This window comes from Mesorhizobium sp. CA7, assembly GCF_020165015.1.
In the GTDB taxonomy this organism is placed as follows: Bacteria; Pseudomonadota; Alphaproteobacteria; order Rhizobiales; family Rhizobiaceae; genus Mesorhizobium.
Map to the genome: position 1 here is coordinate 469,022 of NZ_JAIUHH010000002.1, position 15,403 is coordinate 484,424.

13 protein-coding genes are annotated in these 15,403 nt (G+C 64.8%); 6 read left to right on the forward strand and 7 right to left on the reverse strand.

What is annotated here, in order from left to right; all coding sequences use genetic code 11:
• Positions 1–147: 147 nt before the first annotated feature.
• Positions 148–1,884, forward strand: coding sequence for a gamma-glutamyltransferase (ggt, locus tag LB552_RS06940; RefSeq protein ID WP_224603135.1), 1,737 nt, complete (start codon positions 148–150; stop codon positions 1,882–1,884).
• A gap of 4 nt (positions 1,885–1,888) precedes the next feature.
• Here ggt and LB552_RS06945 read toward each other — a convergent pair whose 3' ends face one another.
• The 3 genes from LB552_RS06945 to LB552_RS06955 form a co-directional block, all read right to left on the reverse strand.
• Complete coding sequence (locus tag LB552_RS06945; protein WP_224512899.1) at positions 1,889–2,236, reverse strand: hypothetical protein; 348 nt, start codon at positions 2,234–2,236, stop codon at positions 1,889–1,891.
• A gap of 213 nt (positions 2,237–2,449) precedes the next feature.
• Positions 2,450–3,805, reverse strand: coding sequence for a sigma-54-dependent transcriptional regulator (locus LB552_RS06950; RefSeq protein ID WP_224603137.1), 1,356 nt, complete (start codon positions 3,803–3,805; stop codon positions 2,450–2,452).
• Positions 3,802–5,667 carry a sensor histidine kinase gene (locus tag LB552_RS06955; RefSeq protein ID WP_224603146.1) on the reverse strand — a complete coding sequence of 622 codons (1,866 nt, stop codon included), beginning with the start codon at positions 5,665–5,667 and terminating at the stop codon, positions 3,802–3,804. Before LB552_RS06955 ends, LB552_RS06950 begins: the two co-directional genes overlap by 4 nt.
• Before the next feature lie 237 nt (positions 5,668–5,904).
• Here LB552_RS06955 and LB552_RS06960 point away from each other — a divergent pair, with 237 nt between their 5' ends.
• Both LB552_RS06960 and LB552_RS06965 read left to right on the forward strand, forming a co-directional pair.
• The gene (locus LB552_RS06960; RefSeq protein WP_224603148.1) at positions 5,905–7,239 is read left to right on the forward strand and encodes a dicarboxylate/amino acid:cation symporter; all 1,335 of its coding nucleotides are present in this window, start codon (positions 5,905–5,907) and stop codon (positions 7,237–7,239) included.
• 132 nt (positions 7,240–7,371) lie between these two features.
• A complete protein-coding gene (locus LB552_RS06965) occupies positions 7,372–7,953 on the forward strand; it encodes a histidine phosphatase family protein (protein ID WP_224603150.1) in 582 nt (193 codons plus the stop codon).
• Positions 7,954–8,215: 262 nt separating this feature from the next.
• On the opposite strand, the gene LB552_RS06970 is transcribed toward LB552_RS06965, so the two are convergent.
• The 3 genes from LB552_RS06970 to LB552_RS06980 all read right to left on the reverse strand — a co-directional run bounded on the left by LB552_RS06970 (position 8,216) and on the right by LB552_RS06980 (position 11,395).
• Positions 8,216–8,959 carry a pseudouridine synthase gene (locus LB552_RS06970; protein WP_224603152.1) on the reverse strand — a complete coding sequence of 248 codons (744 nt, stop codon included), beginning with the start codon at positions 8,957–8,959 and terminating at the stop codon, positions 8,216–8,218.
• 97 nt (positions 8,960–9,056) lie between these two features.
• Positions 9,057–9,539, reverse strand: a complete 483-nt coding sequence (locus tag LB552_RS06975; RefSeq protein ID WP_224603162.1) for a hypothetical protein — start codon at positions 9,537–9,539, stop codon at positions 9,057–9,059.
• 152 nt (positions 9,540–9,691) lie between these two features.
• Entirely contained in the window at positions 9,692–11,395 is a 1,704-nt protein-coding gene (locus LB552_RS06980) for a BTAD domain-containing putative transcriptional regulator (RefSeq protein ID WP_224603163.1), read from the reverse strand.
• A 133-nt stretch (positions 11,396–11,528) separates the two neighbouring features.
• On the opposite strand from LB552_RS06980, the gene LB552_RS06985 reads away from it, so the two are divergent.
• Together LB552_RS06985 and LB552_RS06990 are read left to right on the forward strand one after the other, a co-directional pair.
• Entirely contained in the window at positions 11,529–12,194 is a 666-nt protein-coding gene (locus LB552_RS06985) for a peroxiredoxin (RefSeq protein ID WP_224603164.1), read from the forward strand.
• A gap of 141 nt (positions 12,195–12,335) precedes the next feature.
• On the forward strand, positions 12,336–13,478 hold the full coding sequence (locus LB552_RS06990) for an NAD(P)/FAD-dependent oxidoreductase (RefSeq protein WP_224603166.1): 1,143 nt from the start codon (positions 12,336–12,338) through the stop codon (positions 13,476–13,478).
• 86 nt (positions 13,479–13,564) lie between these two features.
• Here the strand turns inward: LB552_RS06990 and LB552_RS06995 are convergent, their stop codons facing one another.
• On the reverse strand, positions 13,565–14,005 hold the full coding sequence (locus tag LB552_RS06995) for a hypothetical protein (RefSeq protein WP_224603168.1): 441 nt from the start codon (positions 14,003–14,005) through the stop codon (positions 13,565–13,567).
• A 353-nt stretch (positions 14,006–14,358) separates the two neighbouring features.
• Between LB552_RS06995 and LB552_RS07000 the strand changes: the two genes are divergently transcribed.
• Positions 14,359–15,378, forward strand: coding sequence for an NAD-dependent epimerase (locus tag LB552_RS07000; RefSeq protein ID WP_224603170.1), 1,020 nt, complete (start codon positions 14,359–14,361; stop codon positions 15,376–15,378).
• Positions 15,379–15,403 lie beyond the last annotated feature (25 nt).

Sequence of the window (15,403 nt, forward strand, 5' to 3'; positions counted from 1 at the left end):
TGGGGAGAGGTCGGATTGCCCGAATTGCCCTTGCAATTCGACTTGGCAATCCGGGTGAGGGGCCACTCGCGCTGCTTCAATTGTTATTGGACTAATTCGCTGTGGCGGTCTTTCCTAGGGGTCCCCCAAGCCCCGGAGAGCACCGCCATGCCCTTGACCCGCCGGACGCTGATCGCCGTCAGCCTTTCGCTCACCTTTGCCTTCACGCCGACCACCGTCTTCGCCGCTTCGCCAACTCCCGCCAAAGGCGAGCACGGCATGGTGGTGACTGCCCAGCATCTTGCAACCGAAGTCGGTGTCGACGTGCTGAAGAAGGGCGGCAACGCGGTCGATGCCGCGGTTGCCGTCGGTTATGCGCTCGCCGTGGTCTATCCCAATGCCGGCAATATCGGCGGCGGCGGTTTCATGACCGTGCGCATGAAGGACGGCCGCACGACCTTTCTCGATTTCCGCGAGCGCGCGCCGCTCGCGGCGACCAAAACCATGTATCTCGACAAGGACGGCAAGCCGATCAAAGGCGCCAGCCTCGACGGCTATCTCGCGGTCGGGGTGCCCGGCTCGGTCGCCGGCTTCGAGATGGCGCGCGAGAAATACGGCACGCTGCCGCGACAGGAATTGATGGCGCCGGCGATTGCATACGCCAAGGACGGCTTCGTGCTCAACCAGGGCGACGCGGCTTCGTTCGCCGGCGGCGCCGACCGGCTGGCGAAGGACCCGGCTGCCGCCGCCATCTTCCTCAAAAAGGACGGCAAGCCTTACGGTGTCGGCGAGAAGCTCGTTCAGCCGGACCTTGCCGCCTCCCTTTCGGCGATCTCGGAAAAAGGCCCGGACGCCTTCTACAAAGGCGCCATCGCCGATGAAATCGTCGAGGCGAGCGGCGCGAAAGGCGGCATCCTCGCCAAGCCCGATTTCGAGCAATATGCCGTGCGTGAGCTGAAGCCGGTGACCTGTTCCTATCGCGGCTACGAGATCATCTCCTCGCCGCCGCCGAGCTCGGGCGGCGTCATCATCTGCGAGATTCTCAACGTGCTGGAGGGCTACCCGCTCTCTTATCTCGGCGCCGGCTCGGCCGAGACGGTTCACGTCATGGTGGAAGCCATGCGCCACGCCTATGTCGACCGCAACTCGGCGCTCGGCGACCCTGATTTCATCGACAATCCGGTCTCGAAGCTGGTCGACAAGGCCTATGCGAAAGACATCCGCGACAAGATCGACCCGTTCCGCGCCGGCGTCTCGAAGGAGCTGATGCCGAAGGGCTTCGGCGAGTCGAAGGAAACCACGCATTACTCGATCATCGACAAGGACGGCAACGCGGTGGCCGTCACCTACACGCTGAACGGCTCCTTCGGCGCCGGCGTCGTCGCCGACGGCACCGGCATCCTGCTCAACAACGAGATGGACGATTTCACCCAGAAGCCGGGCGTGCCGAACCTCTACGGCCTGGTGCAGGGCGAAGCGAACGCCATTCAGCCGAAGAAGACGCCCTTATCCTCCATGAGCCCGACGATCGTCACGAAGGACGGCAAGCCGTTCATGGTCATCGGCAGCCCGGGCGGCTCGCGCATCATCACCATCACGCTGGAGGCGATCATCAACGTCATCGACCACGGCATGGACATCCAGCAGGCGATCGACGCTCCGCGTATCCACCATCAATGGCTGCCGGACACGGTCTATGTCGAGCCATTCGGGCTGTCGCCGGACACAGAGAAGCTGCTTGTCGGCATGGGCTACCACCTCGATCTCAGCGACCAAACCTGGGGGCAGGCGGCTGGCATCCTGGTCGGTGGCAAGAGCCTGGCACAGATCGAGAAAGGCGGCGGCGCGCGCTACAACGGCGCCATCGACAGCCGCGCTGCCGCCGGTGAGGCGCTGGGATATTAATTGATCAGATGACCAGCGTGATGGTCGAAGCGATCAGCATCACGGCGGCGATGGCGACGAACAGCGCATAGATGCGCGGCCGGTCGAGTAGCAGCGCATTGCCGGAAATCCAGGCCGCCGTGGCGCCGCCGAGCGCGAAGAGGAAGCCGTTGCGATGGCCGAAGGACATGGAGGCAGCCATCAGGCCGCCGATGATCAGCGCGCCGAAGACGATGATGACGGCGACCGCGTATTTCTCGAAATCATTGCCGCCACCCATCGCCGGCCCCATCGCATTGAGATTGGGCAGGTCGTCAGGGTCGAAGGGACTGGTCGAGCCATATTCGTCTTGACCGAGGGATTCGCGCATCATTTGTTCTCCGCTGGGCGGCAACAAACCATCAACGCCTGCCGAGCGCAACCCGGCAAAACCGCCACGCCGATGCATTCGCTGCCCGGCTGATGCCGACGTGCCACGGTTTCCCGGTCGGTTTCAACGGCACAGCGGCGTTGCGGTTCCCACAGCATGATGCCGAAAGATGCGAAGGGGTTTTCCGACGATATCAGCTCCATCTCTGGCCCTGATCTACTTGGAAAAATCACTGCGCACGATGCCGTGCCGCTGCAGCTTGTCGTAGAAGGTCTTGCGCGGGATGCCGAGCGCCTCGATGGTGCGCCGGACGTCGCCGTCATTGCGGCCAAGTGTCTCGCGTATGATCTCGGCCTCGTAGCGATCAAGCCGTTCCGGCAAGGACACGGAGGTGTCGCGTTCCGTTGCCGCCGGAGAAGGCGATCCGGCAACGTCCTCGAGCCCGAGCACGAAACGTTCGGCGAAATGAGCGAGCTCGCGCACATTGCCCGGCCAGTCATGGTCGCTGAGATGGCGCCGGACCGAGGCGGAGATTGCCGGCACGGCGCGCCTGAAGCGGGCCGCCGCCCGCTCGGCGAAGTATCCGAACAACAACGGCACGTCGTCCCTTCGCTCGCGCAGCGGCGGGATCGACAGCGTGACCACATTGAGCCGGTAATAGAGATCCTCGCGGAAAGCGCCGCGCTGGCTGGCATCGCCGAGATCGACCTTGGCTGCCGCGACCACCCTCAGGTCGACCGGCCGCACCTCATTGGTACCGAGCGGCGTCACCTCGCGCATTTCCAAGACGCGCAGCATCTGCACCTGTGTCGAGGCCGGCATGCTTTCGATCTCGTCGAGAAACAGCGTGCCGCCGCTTGAATGCTCGATGCGGCCGACGCGCTTCTTCTGCGCACCGGTGAAGGCGCCGGCCTCATGGCCGAACAATTCGCTCTCGATCACCGTCTCCGGTAGCGTGCCGCAGTTGAGCGCGACGAAATTTCCCTTGGCGCGGCGGCTCCAGCGATGCAGCAGGCTCGCCACCACTTCCTTGCCGGAGCCGGTCTCGCCGGTCACCAGAACATCGACATCGGTGTCGGCGATCTGCCGCAGCGTCCGGCGCAGCCGCTCCATGGCTGGCGTCTGGCCGATCAGCGGCAATCCCTCCTGCGCCTGCTCGGCCGCCTCGCGCAGGGCGCGGTTCTCCATCACCAGCCGGCGTTTTTCCGCCGCGCGCGCAACGCTCTGCGCCAGCCGGTCGGCGGCAAAAGGCTTGGTGATGAAGTCGTAGGCGCCGTCCTTGATCGCCTTGACGGCCATGGCGATGTCGCCGTGACCGGTGACCAGGATGACAGGGATATCGGGGTCGAGCCGCAGCACGCGGTCGAAAAGCTGCAGCCCGTCGATCTCCGGCATGCGGATATCCGACACCACCACGCCGGCGAAATTCCTGTCGAGCGCTGCCAGCGCTTTCTTCGCCACCGAGTAGGCCGACACCGCAAAGCCGGCAAGCTCCAGCGTCTGTCTTGTCGCCTTGAGCAGATCGCTGTCGTCGTCGATCAGGATCACCGGTGCTGGGTCGTGCCTAGTCATGCCGCGCCGGCTTTCGACAAATGGATGGTGAAGCGTGTGCCTTGGCCGCTGCTCGAAACCTCGATGCGTCCGCCATAGTCGGCGACGATGTCCTTGGAGATAACGAGGCCGAGCCCGAGGCCCCTTTCCTTCGAGGTGTTGAAGGGCGTGAACAGGGATTTCAGGATCGCGGGCGGGATGCCCGGCCCGTTGTCGGACACGACCAGCGCCACGTCTTCGGCGGTTTCGGTGGCGGAGACTTCGACCCGCGCGCCATCACGGCCATCGAGCGCCTCCAGCGCGTTCTGGAACAGGTTGATCAGCACCTGCTCCAGCCGCAACCGGTTGCCCATCACCTTCAGCGCCGGCGGCGGCAGCGTGATCGCCAGCGCGTCCAGCCGGCCGGCGAAGCGGCTCCTGAGCAGCACCACGGCGCCTTCGATCACGCTGCGCAGCTCAACCGGTTCGGCGGCGGTGCGGCCCTTGCGGGCAAAGGCTTTCAGCTCTTCTGTGATCGAGCCGATGCGCTCGGTCAGCGCGGCGATGGCGCCAAGGTTCTCTTCAGCCGAGGCGCTCTGCTTGCGCTCCAGGAAGACGCGCGCATTGTCGGCATAGGCGCGGATCGTCGCCACCGGCTGGTTGATTTCATGCGCGACGCCGGCAGCGACCTGGCCAAGCGTGGCAAGCCGGTTGGCCTGCACCAGCTCCTGCTGCATGACCTGCAGCTTGGCCTCGGTGCTGCGATGGTCGGTGATCTCCGCCTGCAGCCGGTCGCGCGCCAGGCTGAGGTCCTGCGTGCGCTCGACGACGCGGCGCTCGAGCTCGGCCCGCGCGGCCTGCTCGGCGGCGATCCGCATCTGCGCGGACTGCCTGCGCCACAACAGATAGGCGGCTAATGCGAGGAGCGGGACAAGAACGCCCAGTGTCAGCAGCCGCATCTCGCGCTGTGCCGCCGCGATCGGCGCTTCGGCCGGAACGAGATAGTCGAGCCGCCACGGCGTCGACGGCACCGCAGTCGACAGCCGCAGATACTCGGCGTCGCTGCCCCCGGGCGTGATGGCATGGACCAGGGCGATGTCGGAGCTGAGTGGTTGTGGTTTCGTGACCGGCAACGGCACCAGCGGCGCATCGCCGAATTGCTGGCTGGCGCGGATACCGGCGAGCATCGGCCGGCTGAGCGGCTCTGTCGTCAGGAAGCGCCAGGAGGGCACACTGGTGATCAGCACCACGCCATGCTCGTCGCTGACATAGGCCGGGCGGTTGGCCTCGTGCCAGTCGGCCTCGAGTTGGTCGAACTCCATCTTGACCACGACGACGCCGAGCGGCCCCGAAGCGCCGTCGACACGGCGCGAGATGTAGAGACCCGGACGCTTACTGACATTGCCGAGCGCGAAATATTCGGCCGTGCCGGTTTCCATTGCGCCCGAGAAATAGGCGCGAAAACCGTAGTCGTTGCCGACGAAGCTCACCGGCTCGCGCCAATTGCTGGAAGCGATCGCCAGGCCGTCCGTGCCGGTGACATAGAGCACCGAGGCCTTGGTGCCGGACACCAGCCCTTCGAGCTTGCGGTTGAGCATGTCGATCGCGGCAGGGCTGCGTTGCGTCAGCGCGTCATGCACCTGCTGGTCCTCCGACAGAAGCAGCGGCAACGCGCGCGGATTTTCCAATACAGCGCGCAACAGCGCGACCTTGAGGTTGGCGTCGGTGCGCCCTTGCGTGGCTAAAGCCCCGATCTCGGTCGAACGGCCGTAGAGGCCGGCGCCGTAAAGCGCCGCGAGCACGATCAGCAGCGCCACCGCCGTGAACAGCAGCCAGGCGCGACGCGCCCGTCCGGCAAGCAGTTCGGGCGTGGCAGCAAGAACAGCGGCAGGGCGTTGCAGCATGCCGCATCTGTGCATGATTTCGCACAAAGCGCAAATCGATCTATGCGGATAACCGCACTAGCCTTCTCCAAAGGCGCTGTCGCAGAATCGAAAAATCAAACAAAATCAACAAAGAGAGACACCCGGCACCATCTGGCACGCGCGTTGCAAATGCTTCCGCAGCAGCCGCGAGGCTGTGGAGGTCAACAGCCCCCTGGGAGGTCGAACGTTTCGATCGGGGGCCGAACGGAGGATATCATGCAGACAGCAATCGCTGCCGCCGAACCGCGCGGCAAGGTTCCCTTTTACCGGCATCTCTATGTCCAGGTTCTGGTGGCGATCGCCGCCGGCATCCTGCTAGGCCATTTCTATCCCGACCTGGGCGCCTCGCTGAAGCCGCTCGGCGACGCCTTCATCAAGCTGGTCAAGATGGTCATTGCACCGGTGATCTTTCTCACCGTGGCGACCGGCATCGCCGGCGTTTCCGACCTGCACAAGGTCGGCCGCGTCGCCGGCAAGGCGATGATCTATTTCCTCGTCTTCTCGACGCTGGCGCTCATCGTCGGCCTCGTCGTGTCCAACGTCATCCAGCCCGGCGCCGGCATGCACATCAACCCCGCGACCCTCGACCCATCGAAGGTGGCGACCTTCACCGAGAAGGCGCATGACACGACGATCGTCGGCTTCCTGATGAACATCATTCCGGACACCATCACCGGCGCCTTCGCCCAGGGCGACATCCTGCAGGTGCTGTTCTTCTCGGTGCTGTTCGGCATCGCGCTGGCGATGGTTGGCGAACGTGGCCGCCCGGTCGTCGATTTCCTGCAGGCGCTGACCGCGCCTGTCTTCCGCCTCGTCGCCATACTGATGAAGGCCGCCCCGATCGGCGCTTTCGGCGCCATGGCCTTCACCGTCGGCAAATACGGCATCGGCGCGATCGCCAACCTCGCCTTCCTGATTGGCACTTTCTATCTGACGTCGTTGCTCTTCGTGCTCGTCGTGCTCGGCGCTGTGGCATGGTATAACGGCTTCTCCATCCTGGCGCTGATCCGCTACATCAAGGAGGAATTGCTCCTGGTGCTCGGCACCTCGTCCTCCGAGGCGGCGCTGCCCGGCCTGATGGCCAAGATGGAGCGCGCCGGCTGCAACCGCTCGGTGGTCGGTCTTGTCATCCCGACAGGCTATTCCTTCAACCTTGACGGCACCAATATCTATATGACGCTTGCCGCGCTGTTCATCGCCCAGGCGACCGACACGCCACTCACCTTCGGCGACCAGATCCTGCTTTTGCTCGTCGCGATGCTGAGCTCGAAGGGCGCGGCCGGCATCACCGGCGCCGGCTTCATCACGCTGGCCGCCACGCTCTCGGTCGTGCCCTCGGTGCCGGTCGCCGGCATGGCGTTGATCCTCGGCGTCGACCGCTTCATGTCGGAATGCCGCGCGCTCACCAACTTCGTCGGCAACGCGGTCGCGACCATCGTTGTGGCCCGCTGGGAAGGCGAGCTCGACCAGAAGCAATTCGCCGCCGCCATGGCCGGTCAGTTGCCGGAAGAGGCTGACCTTGCGCTGTCGGGCGGCCTGCAACCCGCCTAGCCAACCAGCATCCTCCCGATGCCGAGCAGGCCGCGGCAAGCGCCGCGGCCTGTTCTTTTTGTCGGCTGCCGCATAGGGTGGCGCGGCGCGGCACTCCTGCCGGTGCATTCCCGTTTCATTCAGGGGCGGTCGATGAGCAGTGCGTTTCCCGAGATCTACGTCGTTCGCCATGGCGAGACGGAGTGGAGCGCCTCGGGCAGGCACACCGGCCGCACCGACATTCCCCTGACCGCCAAAGGCGAAGAGGCCGCGCGCGGCATCTCCGATCGGCTTGAGGGCCTGACGTTCCAGGCGGTCTGGTCAAGCCCCTCGCAGCGCGCTTTCGACACCTGCCGGCTCGCTGGCTTCGGCGAGCGCGCGGTCAAGAAATCCGACCTGCAGGAATGGGACTACGGCGCTTATGAAGGCGTGACGACCAAGGAGATCCTGTCCAAGCGACCCGGCTGGCAATTGTTTCGCGACGGCTGTCCGGGCGGCGAGACGGCGGCCGATGTCGGTGCCCGCGCGGACGCCATCATCGCCGGGCTGCGCGCGGTTGCCGGCAATGTGCTCATCTTCTCCAGCTCGCATTTCCTGCGTGTGTTCGCGGCGCGCTGGGTCGGCCTGCCGCCGGAAGGCGGCGAGCATTTTGTCCTGGACACCGCCAGCCTAAGCGTTCTCGGCTACGAGCACGATCTGACCGAGCCGGTCATCCGGCGGTGGAACCAGAAGTAGCCGCAGCTCGATAGCAGCTCAGGCGTCTCTGGAGATTAGGCGAAACCCTTCAGCCTCGTCATTCTAGGGCGGAGCAAGGAGCGAAGCGACGCGGCGCAGACCCTAGAATCCATTCCGTTACCAATGAGCGTTGCCGCGGTGCAGAGCGACCCTGTCCTGCACCGCCTTTACCCTTTGCGCCAGGTCACGGAATGGATCCTCGGGTCTGCGCGTCCGCTTCACTCCCGCTCCGCCCGTGGATGACGAAGCTGAGGCGTTTCGGCTAGACTCTGACCATCGCCAGCTCCTCGGCCGTCAGATGCCTCGCCTTGCCCTTGGCAAGCTCGCCGAGCTGAAGGCCGCCGATCGCCACTCGCACCAGCCTCAGCACCTCGATGTCGAAAGCGCCGAGCAGCCTGCGGATCTGCCGGTTGCGTCCTTCGTCGAGCACGATCTCCAGCCAGGCTGTCCGCCCGCCGCTGCGCAACAGCGCGATCGAGCTTGCGGTAAGCAACTCGCCGTCGACGACGGCGCCCTGACGAAAGCGCTCCAGCATTTCCTCGTCGGGCGCGGCCGCGATCTGCACGTGATAGGTCTTGTCGACGTGCGAGGCGGGGTCGAGCAGGCCGTTCGCCCAGCGCGTGTCGTTGCTCATCAAAAGCAGCCCTTCGCTCGCCTTGTCGAGCCGGCCGACCGGCGACACGAAGGGCAGGTCGAGCCCTTCCAGGCAGTCATAGACGGTGCCGCGGCCTTCGGGATCATCGCGGGTGGTGACCAGCCCGCGCGGCTTGTTGAGCATCAGATAGACCTTGCGCTCGGCAATGACGCGCCCGCCGTCGACGGTGATGCGGTCGCGGTCGGGATCGATGCGCAGCAAGGCATCGCGCACCGTCTTGCCGTTGACCTGCACGCGGCCCTCGACGACGAGACGCTCGGCCTGCGTGCGCGAGCAGAAGCCAAGCTTGGAGAGCGCTCGGGCGAGGTTGACTTTTGGGTTTGCGGATCGTCTGTCGGGTTGGCGTGCCACTATCTTTGTCTTCGAACATCTCAAAGCGCCGCAACCGATGCCACGCCTGGCGAGATGGGCGCAAGCGGCTCCTTCACCTACTTCGGGTCGTCCAACGTCACTCCTGCGGCGCGCTCAATCGCCGGTAGGAGACGCCGTCGAATGTTGCCGTCACGAAGTTGTTGACCGACATCTTGCGCTTGCGCCCGTCGCTGCAGGCATAGAGCGGCCAGCCGGCCTCGCTGCATTCGATGGCCATGCAGATGCGGGCCACGCAGTTGCCTGTGGTCAGCCGGAAACCGCCCTTGCCGGCAAAGCCCTGCAGCAGGCTGCCATCCGAGGAACGCCATGTCCGCTGCTGGAATTCGGGCCGCAGCAGCCGAGGCTCGAGCGGCGCGGCTAAACCGGCTTGGGCGGCGGAGGCCGAATATTGAAGCCGGTAACGCGCCATGCCGGTCGTGTATGCGGTGACAAGATCGGATTGGCCCGAATAGGCCGCCGCGAGGCCGGGTCGGTCGAAAAGATGGGACGCGCGCGGCTCCGCCCCTGACGGTCTCGTCAGGGCAGCGATGGCGACAAGGGCCAGGCAGACGCGCAACATCCCGATTTCCAGCAGCCAAACCCCATCCGGCGTGCCGGCTCGCCGGCTGCCGTTTCTACAATTCCGCCAAACAACGCTCTGTGCAAGTCGCCGTTGCCGGGAAGACGCCTTTCATGCGGAGGCCTGGGCTACGCGCGAGCCAATATCGGGCATCAGCCGGCGGGGCTCATGCGTGCGAGGCAGCGTGCCTGGTCGCGTGGCCGCCCGAGCTCCTCGTAGCGGCCTGCCGCCTCCTCGAAGGCGGCAAGCGCGCGCACTTCCTTGTTCTGCGCCCGCCGCTGCACGCCGCGTGCCTCCCAAAGCGCCGCGGCCCAAGGGCCACCCTGCCACATGCCGGCGATACGTTCGGCATCGTTCAGGCGGCGGTCCACTTGTTCCAGGTCGCCGGCTTCGGCAAGCGCTATTGCCGATGCGGTGCGCAACGCCATCGAGCAGGGTTGGCAAGCGCCTGGCGTCAACAGCCGGTCGCCGGCGAGGATTTCCTCGGCCACCATCTTGGGTGTTGACGCGGCGCGCACGGCCAGCGCCTGCATGCGCATGATCAGGTGCGGGGAAAGCCAGGATCGCTCCGCATCCGCCAGGCCGCGGCGGATGAGACGGCCGGCGCGCCACCTTTGGCCGCGCTCTAGCGCGATCTCGGCCAGTCGCTCGATTGCAAGCACGCGGCCCGCCACCGCATCTGCCTCCTGAAGCAATTTTTCCGCCGTCGTGAGGAAGCCTTCGGCGCTGTCGAGATCGCCCGAGAAAAGCGAGGCCTCCCCAAGCAGCAGGCAAGCGAGACCGCGGCCCGCACTCGATCCGGCCTCCTCGGCCACGCTGAGCAATTCCCGGGCAAGTCCCGCGACCTCGGCGTGGCCTTTCGCGCTGCACAGGCAGAATTCGGAAAGGCAGAGATGACCATCGAAGACATGCTGAACGAAGGCGGGTTTGGCGCGGACCCATTCGATGAATTCGGACCGGAACAATTGCGGCCACCGGGCTTGCATCATCGATGCGATGCCCAGCAGCGCGCTGGACTCGCCGACCTCGCGCGGCAGGTCGGCGCCGAGTGCAAGGTCGCGCGTGCGCCGGGCAATTTCGCTTGCCTTGTCGAATTCGCCGCTTTGCAGATGCACCAGCCCCCAGGCGAGCGATGTGCGTATCTGCTCCACCGGGCTGACGATCTCCGTGCCGGACAGAGCCAAGGCCTTCTCGTAGAGCGCGATGGTGGCGGCGGTCGGCCCGACGCCGAGCTCGGCATGCAGATTGTCGCGAAGCTGATTGAATTGGCGGATCGCTTCCACGCGGTTGCCGGCATCGAGTGCTGCCTGCATCAGCGCGCATTGCGCCTGCTCGTCGGCCGGGTCGAGCGCGATCAGTCGCTGCCAGAGATTGCCGGCGCGCAGGAGGTCGCTATAGCGCTGCTGCAGTTGCGCGCGCGGAGTGTCCAGCCATTCGACGAACAGATCGTCGGGCAGGAGCATGCCTCCGTAGAGGTCGGCGGCGTGTGCGAAGGCCCGGCTGTCGCCGCCTCGCAGGGCGGCCTTCGTGGCGGTCTCGAAGCTCTCGGTGTCGATCGCCAGTTCGACATCGGGGGCGAGCGCCACGATATCGTTGCTCACGTCGATCAGGTCGTGGCTGCCCAGCGCGCGGCGTGCGAAATGGACCGCCTTGCGCAGGCTGGCGCCGGCGGCGTCGGGGTCCGCGTCTGGCCAGAAGGTCTCCATGATCTGCTCGCGGTGGGCGCGATGTCCAGGCCGCAAGGCAAGCAGCTTGACCAAAGCCGCGGCGCGGTCGCGCCGCCACTCGGCCGCCGGGACCACCCGGTCATCGACGCTGACGGCGAACCGGCCGAGGAGGTGGATCGAAACGCGCATGCATGCACCGTCCGGAACAAGGGCCACCGCCGCCGAAGCCGTCACCAGGCGGCCGTCGTCGGGGAACGCTGGCGGAACATAGATTTCCTAATTTAGCGCCGCAATCGAATTCCAACCCGAAAGGAACACAACCATGTCACTCCGTATTGCAGACATCGCCCCCGACTTCATGGCCGACACCACCGAGGGTCCGATTTCCTTCCATGAATGGCTGGGCAAGGATTGGGGCATCCTGTTCTCGCATCCGAAGGACTACACGCCGGTCTGCACGATCGAGCTCGGCTATATGGCGCGTCTGAAGCCCGAATTCGACAAGCGCGGCGTCAAGGTCATCGGCCTGTCCGTCGACCCGGTCGAGAAGCATGCCGGCTGGGCGAAGGACATCGCCGAGACGCAAGGCATGGCGCCGAACTTCCCGATGATCGGCGATCCGACGCTGGCCGTCTCGCAGCTTTACGACATGCTGCCGGCGTCGGCCGGCAACAGCGCCGACGGCCGCACCGCAGCCGACAACCAGACGGTGCGCAACGTCTACGTCATCGGCCCCGACAAGAAGATCAAGCTGGTCATTTCCTACCCGATGACGACTGGCCGCAACTTCGACGAGGTGCTGCGCGTCGTCGACTCCCTGCAGCTGACGGCCAAGCATCGCCTGGCGACTCCGGTGAACTGGAAGCCCGGCGACGACGTCATCATCGCCGGTTCGGTGTCGAACGATGAAGCAAAGCAGCTCTATCCGCAGGGCTGGAAGGAACCGAAACCCTATATCCGCATCGTGCCGCAGCCTGTGCTGACCTGACAGGTCAGGCATCGAGGCCTGAGGCGACGGGCATCGGCGGCGAGGACGTGAGAGACACATCCCCGCCGCCACACAACCGAAAGACGGTGAGCAAATTCAAATCCGGCGCTTCTGCATGGCGCCAAGACGTGGGGAACCGAGATGAGCGCTGCAAACAAACCGCGCATCGTCGTCCTGGGAGCGGGCTTTGGCGGCCTGGAACTGACGACGCTGCTGTCCGAGGCAATGGGCGACGGCATCGATGTCACGCTCATCGACAAGAGCGACGCCTTCGTGTTCGGCTTTTCGAAACTCGACGTGATGTTCGGCCTGAAGGCGGCGGAGGCGGTCCGCTTGCCCTACAACCGTTACGCCAAGCCCGGCGTGAAATTGCTGAGGCGCACCATCACCGCGATCGATCCAGAAAGGCGCCGTGTCACCACCGACGACGGTGTCTACGATGCCGATTACCTGATTGTCGCGCTTGGCGCTGAATATGATTTCCACGCTACGCCTGGGCTGTCGGGCACCAACGAGTTCTATTCGGTTGCCGGCGCGGAGCGGCTGCGCGACGTGTTGCCGGGCTTCAAGAGAGGCAGGGCGATGGTCGGCGTCTGCGGCGCGCCCTACAAATGCCCGCCGGCCCCGAGCGAATGCGTGTTGATGCTGCATGAGTATCTGGTGCGGCAAGGCGTGCGCGAGGCCTGTGAGATATCGCTGGTGCTGCCGCTCGGCAGCCCGGTGCCGCCGTCGCCCGATACCTCGAAGGCGCTGCTTGCGGCTTTCGCCGAGCGCGGCATCAAGTTCATTCCCAGCCGTCGCGTCGCCTCGATCGACAATAGCCGAAACGTGGCGGTGCTCGACGACGGCACCGAAATGCCTTTCGACCTTTTCCTCGGCGTCCCCAAACATCGCGTGCCGCCGGTCGTGCTGGAAAGCGGCATGTCGGAGAACGGCTGGATCCCGGTCAACCCGCGTACGCTGGAAACGAAATACCGGAATGTCTACGCCGTCGGCGACGGCGCCAACACCGGGACGCCCAAGGCCGGCGTCTTCGCCGAAGGTGCCGCGCGCGCCGTTGCCTCAGCACTCGTCACCAAGCTGCGTGGCAGCGGAAACGGCACGCTCTATGACGGCTTCGGCACCTGCTACATCGAATTCGGTGGCGGCCGCATCGGCAAGGTCGAGGTCGATTTCTTTTCTGGCCCCGCGCCGACAGGCAACTACTACGAGCCTTCGGTGGCGTTGCGTGCCGACAAGGAAAAGTTCGGCTCGAGTCGACGGTCGCGCTGGTTCGGCTCGTGAGCCTGTGACAACCGCAGTGATGGGCGAGTGCGCCGCCGCCAGACGGCGGCGCACCGGCAAATCCGGAGGCGGTCTGTCAGCTGCCCTCAGCCGCTTGCGGCCGACGGCAGCTCGAACAAGGTGGCGCCGTTCTCGCGCCCTCGGTCGACATAACCGATCACGCGGAACCATTTCGCGACGTCGGGCCTGTGCAGCCAGCTGCGCGAGTGGACGGGAAGGTTGCCGGCCAGCGCCTGGACATGGCGGATGTGGCGCTTGCAGAAGCGGACCGTCGTGGCGTTGAAGAAATCCTCCCGCGCGGCAAAGAGCGTGTCGGCGGCGTCCGCGTGCTCATGCCAGGCGATGATCGCCACCGTCCTGTCGTCCTGCACGAGCGCATGGGCCCGGCCTTCCTTCAGGTTCATCATCAAATTGTCATAGGCGCTTTTGCTGTCCTTGCCGGCCGCTACATATTCGTCCGACATTCGCTTGGACAGACCGCGGAAAACATCTTCCAGGTCTCCGACCGTCGCCGCGCGTGCTCTCATTTCTCCTCCTGACAGCCCGCCAGCAGTTTGCCCCAAGCAACAGGGATCACCAAGAAAACTAAATTCCCGATCCGCGGTGTGCGCGCAATCATATTCCGCACGGAAGGGCCCGACCGCTGATCACGCTCGCATATCAGCGTTGGCTTGAGATCGCTTTTCCGCTGTCGGACCCCGCCGGCAGCTGCGTGCGCGTTCGCAATACGGACATCTGGCTGGCGGCCGATCTTGCCGCTGGCCTCACGCCGGCGACGACGGCGAGAGAAAGCGTATCGTTGAATTCATTGCAGCCCTGCCGTAAAAGGCGCAAGTTCTCGATGGCCTGCACGGTCTGGCTGCAGCGTTAGGGGTATGCATTGACGTCGAGCAGGCCGATCCTGATCACCGGCGCAGCCGGCTTCATAGGTTTTCACCTTTGCCAGAGGCTGCTTGCCGAAGACCGGCAGGTTGTCGGCCTCGATTCCATGAATGAGTATTACGACGTCACCTTGAAGCAGGCGCGGCTCGAGCGGCTGAAGGCGTTCCCAAACTTTCATTTCGAGCATGTCGATCTCGCCGACCGCGATGGCATCTCGGGGGTCTTTGCGTCGGTCGCGCCGCAGATCGTCGTCAACCTCGCCGCGCAGGCGGGCGTCCGCTATTCGCTGGTCAATCCGCATGTCTATGCGCAAAGCAATCTAAACGGCTTCCTCAACATCCTGGAAGGGTGTCGGCAGGCCTCGGTCGGCCATCTCGTCTATGCATCGTCAAGCTCGATCTATGGCGGCAGCACGCGCATGCCGTTCTCGGTGCATGATTCCGCCGATCATCCCCTCAGTCTCTATGCCGCCAGCAAGAAGGCAAACGAGCTGATGGCTCACACCTACAGCCATCTGTTCGGGCTGCCGACGACGGGCCTGCGCTTCTTCACCGTCTACGGTCCGTGGGGACGGCCCGACATGGCTTTGTTCATCTTCACCAAGGCCATCCTCGCCGGTCAGCCGATCGATGTCTTCAACCATGGCAACATGCAGCGGGATTTCACCTACATCGACGACATCGTCGAGGGGGTGGCCCGCGTCATGCAGCATCCCGCGACGCCCAATCCCGATTGGACAAGCGCTGCGCCGGACCCCGCGACGAGCACCGCGCCGTTCAGGATTCATAACATCGGCGACAGCTCTCCTGTCGAGCTCAGCCGGCTGATCGACGTTCTGGAAGACGCTCTCGGGCGCAAGGCAATCCGCAACCTGATGCCGCTGCAGCCGGGCGATGTGCCTGCGACTTATGCCGACGTCGCATCGCTCGAGGCGATGATCGGCTTCAAGCCCAGCATCCCGATCGAGATCGGCGTCCCGCGCTTCGTGCAATGGTATCGGGATTTCTATCAGGTCTGATTGCAGGTCAGAGCAATTCCAGGAA

Bases quoted from the DNA above. Each gene is read 5' to 3' on its own strand.
- LB552_RS06950 (WP_224603137.1), bottom strand. From the start codon at position 3,805: ATGACTAGGCACGACCCAGCACCGGTGATCCTGATCGACGACGACAGC.
- LB552_RS06945 (WP_224512899.1), bottom strand. From the start codon at position 2,236: ATGATGCGCGAATCCCTCGGTCAAGACGAATATGGCTCGACCAGTCCC.
- LB552_RS06965 (WP_224603150.1), top strand. From the start codon at position 7,372: ATGAGCAGTGCGTTTCCCGAGATCTACGTCGTTCGCCATGGCGAGACG.
- LB552_RS06955 (WP_224603146.1), bottom strand. From the start codon at position 5,667: ATGCTGCAACGCCCTGCCGCTGTTCTTGCTGCCACGCCCGAACTGCTT.
- LB552_RS06995 (WP_224603168.1), bottom strand. From the start codon at position 14,005: ATGAGAGCACGCGCGGCGACGGTCGGAGACCTGGAAGATGTTTTCCGC.
- LB552_RS06960 (WP_224603148.1), top strand. From the start codon at position 5,905: ATGCAGACAGCAATCGCTGCCGCCGAACCGCGCGGCAAGGTTCCCTTT.
- LB552_RS06985 (WP_224603164.1), top strand. From the start codon at position 11,529: ATGTCACTCCGTATTGCAGACATCGCCCCCGACTTCATGGCCGACACC.
- ggt (WP_224603135.1), top strand. From the start codon at position 148: ATGCCCTTGACCCGCCGGACGCTGATCGCCGTCAGCCTTTCGCTCACC.
- LB552_RS06975 (WP_224603162.1), bottom strand. From the start codon at position 9,539: ATGTTGCGCGTCTGCCTGGCCCTTGTCGCCATCGCTGCCCTGACGAGA.
- LB552_RS06980 (WP_224603163.1), bottom strand. From the start codon at position 11,395: ATGCGCGTTTCGATCCACCTCCTCGGCCGGTTCGCCGTCAGCGTCGAT.
- LB552_RS06990 (WP_224603166.1), top strand. From the start codon at position 12,336: ATGAGCGCTGCAAACAAACCGCGCATCGTCGTCCTGGGAGCGGGCTTT.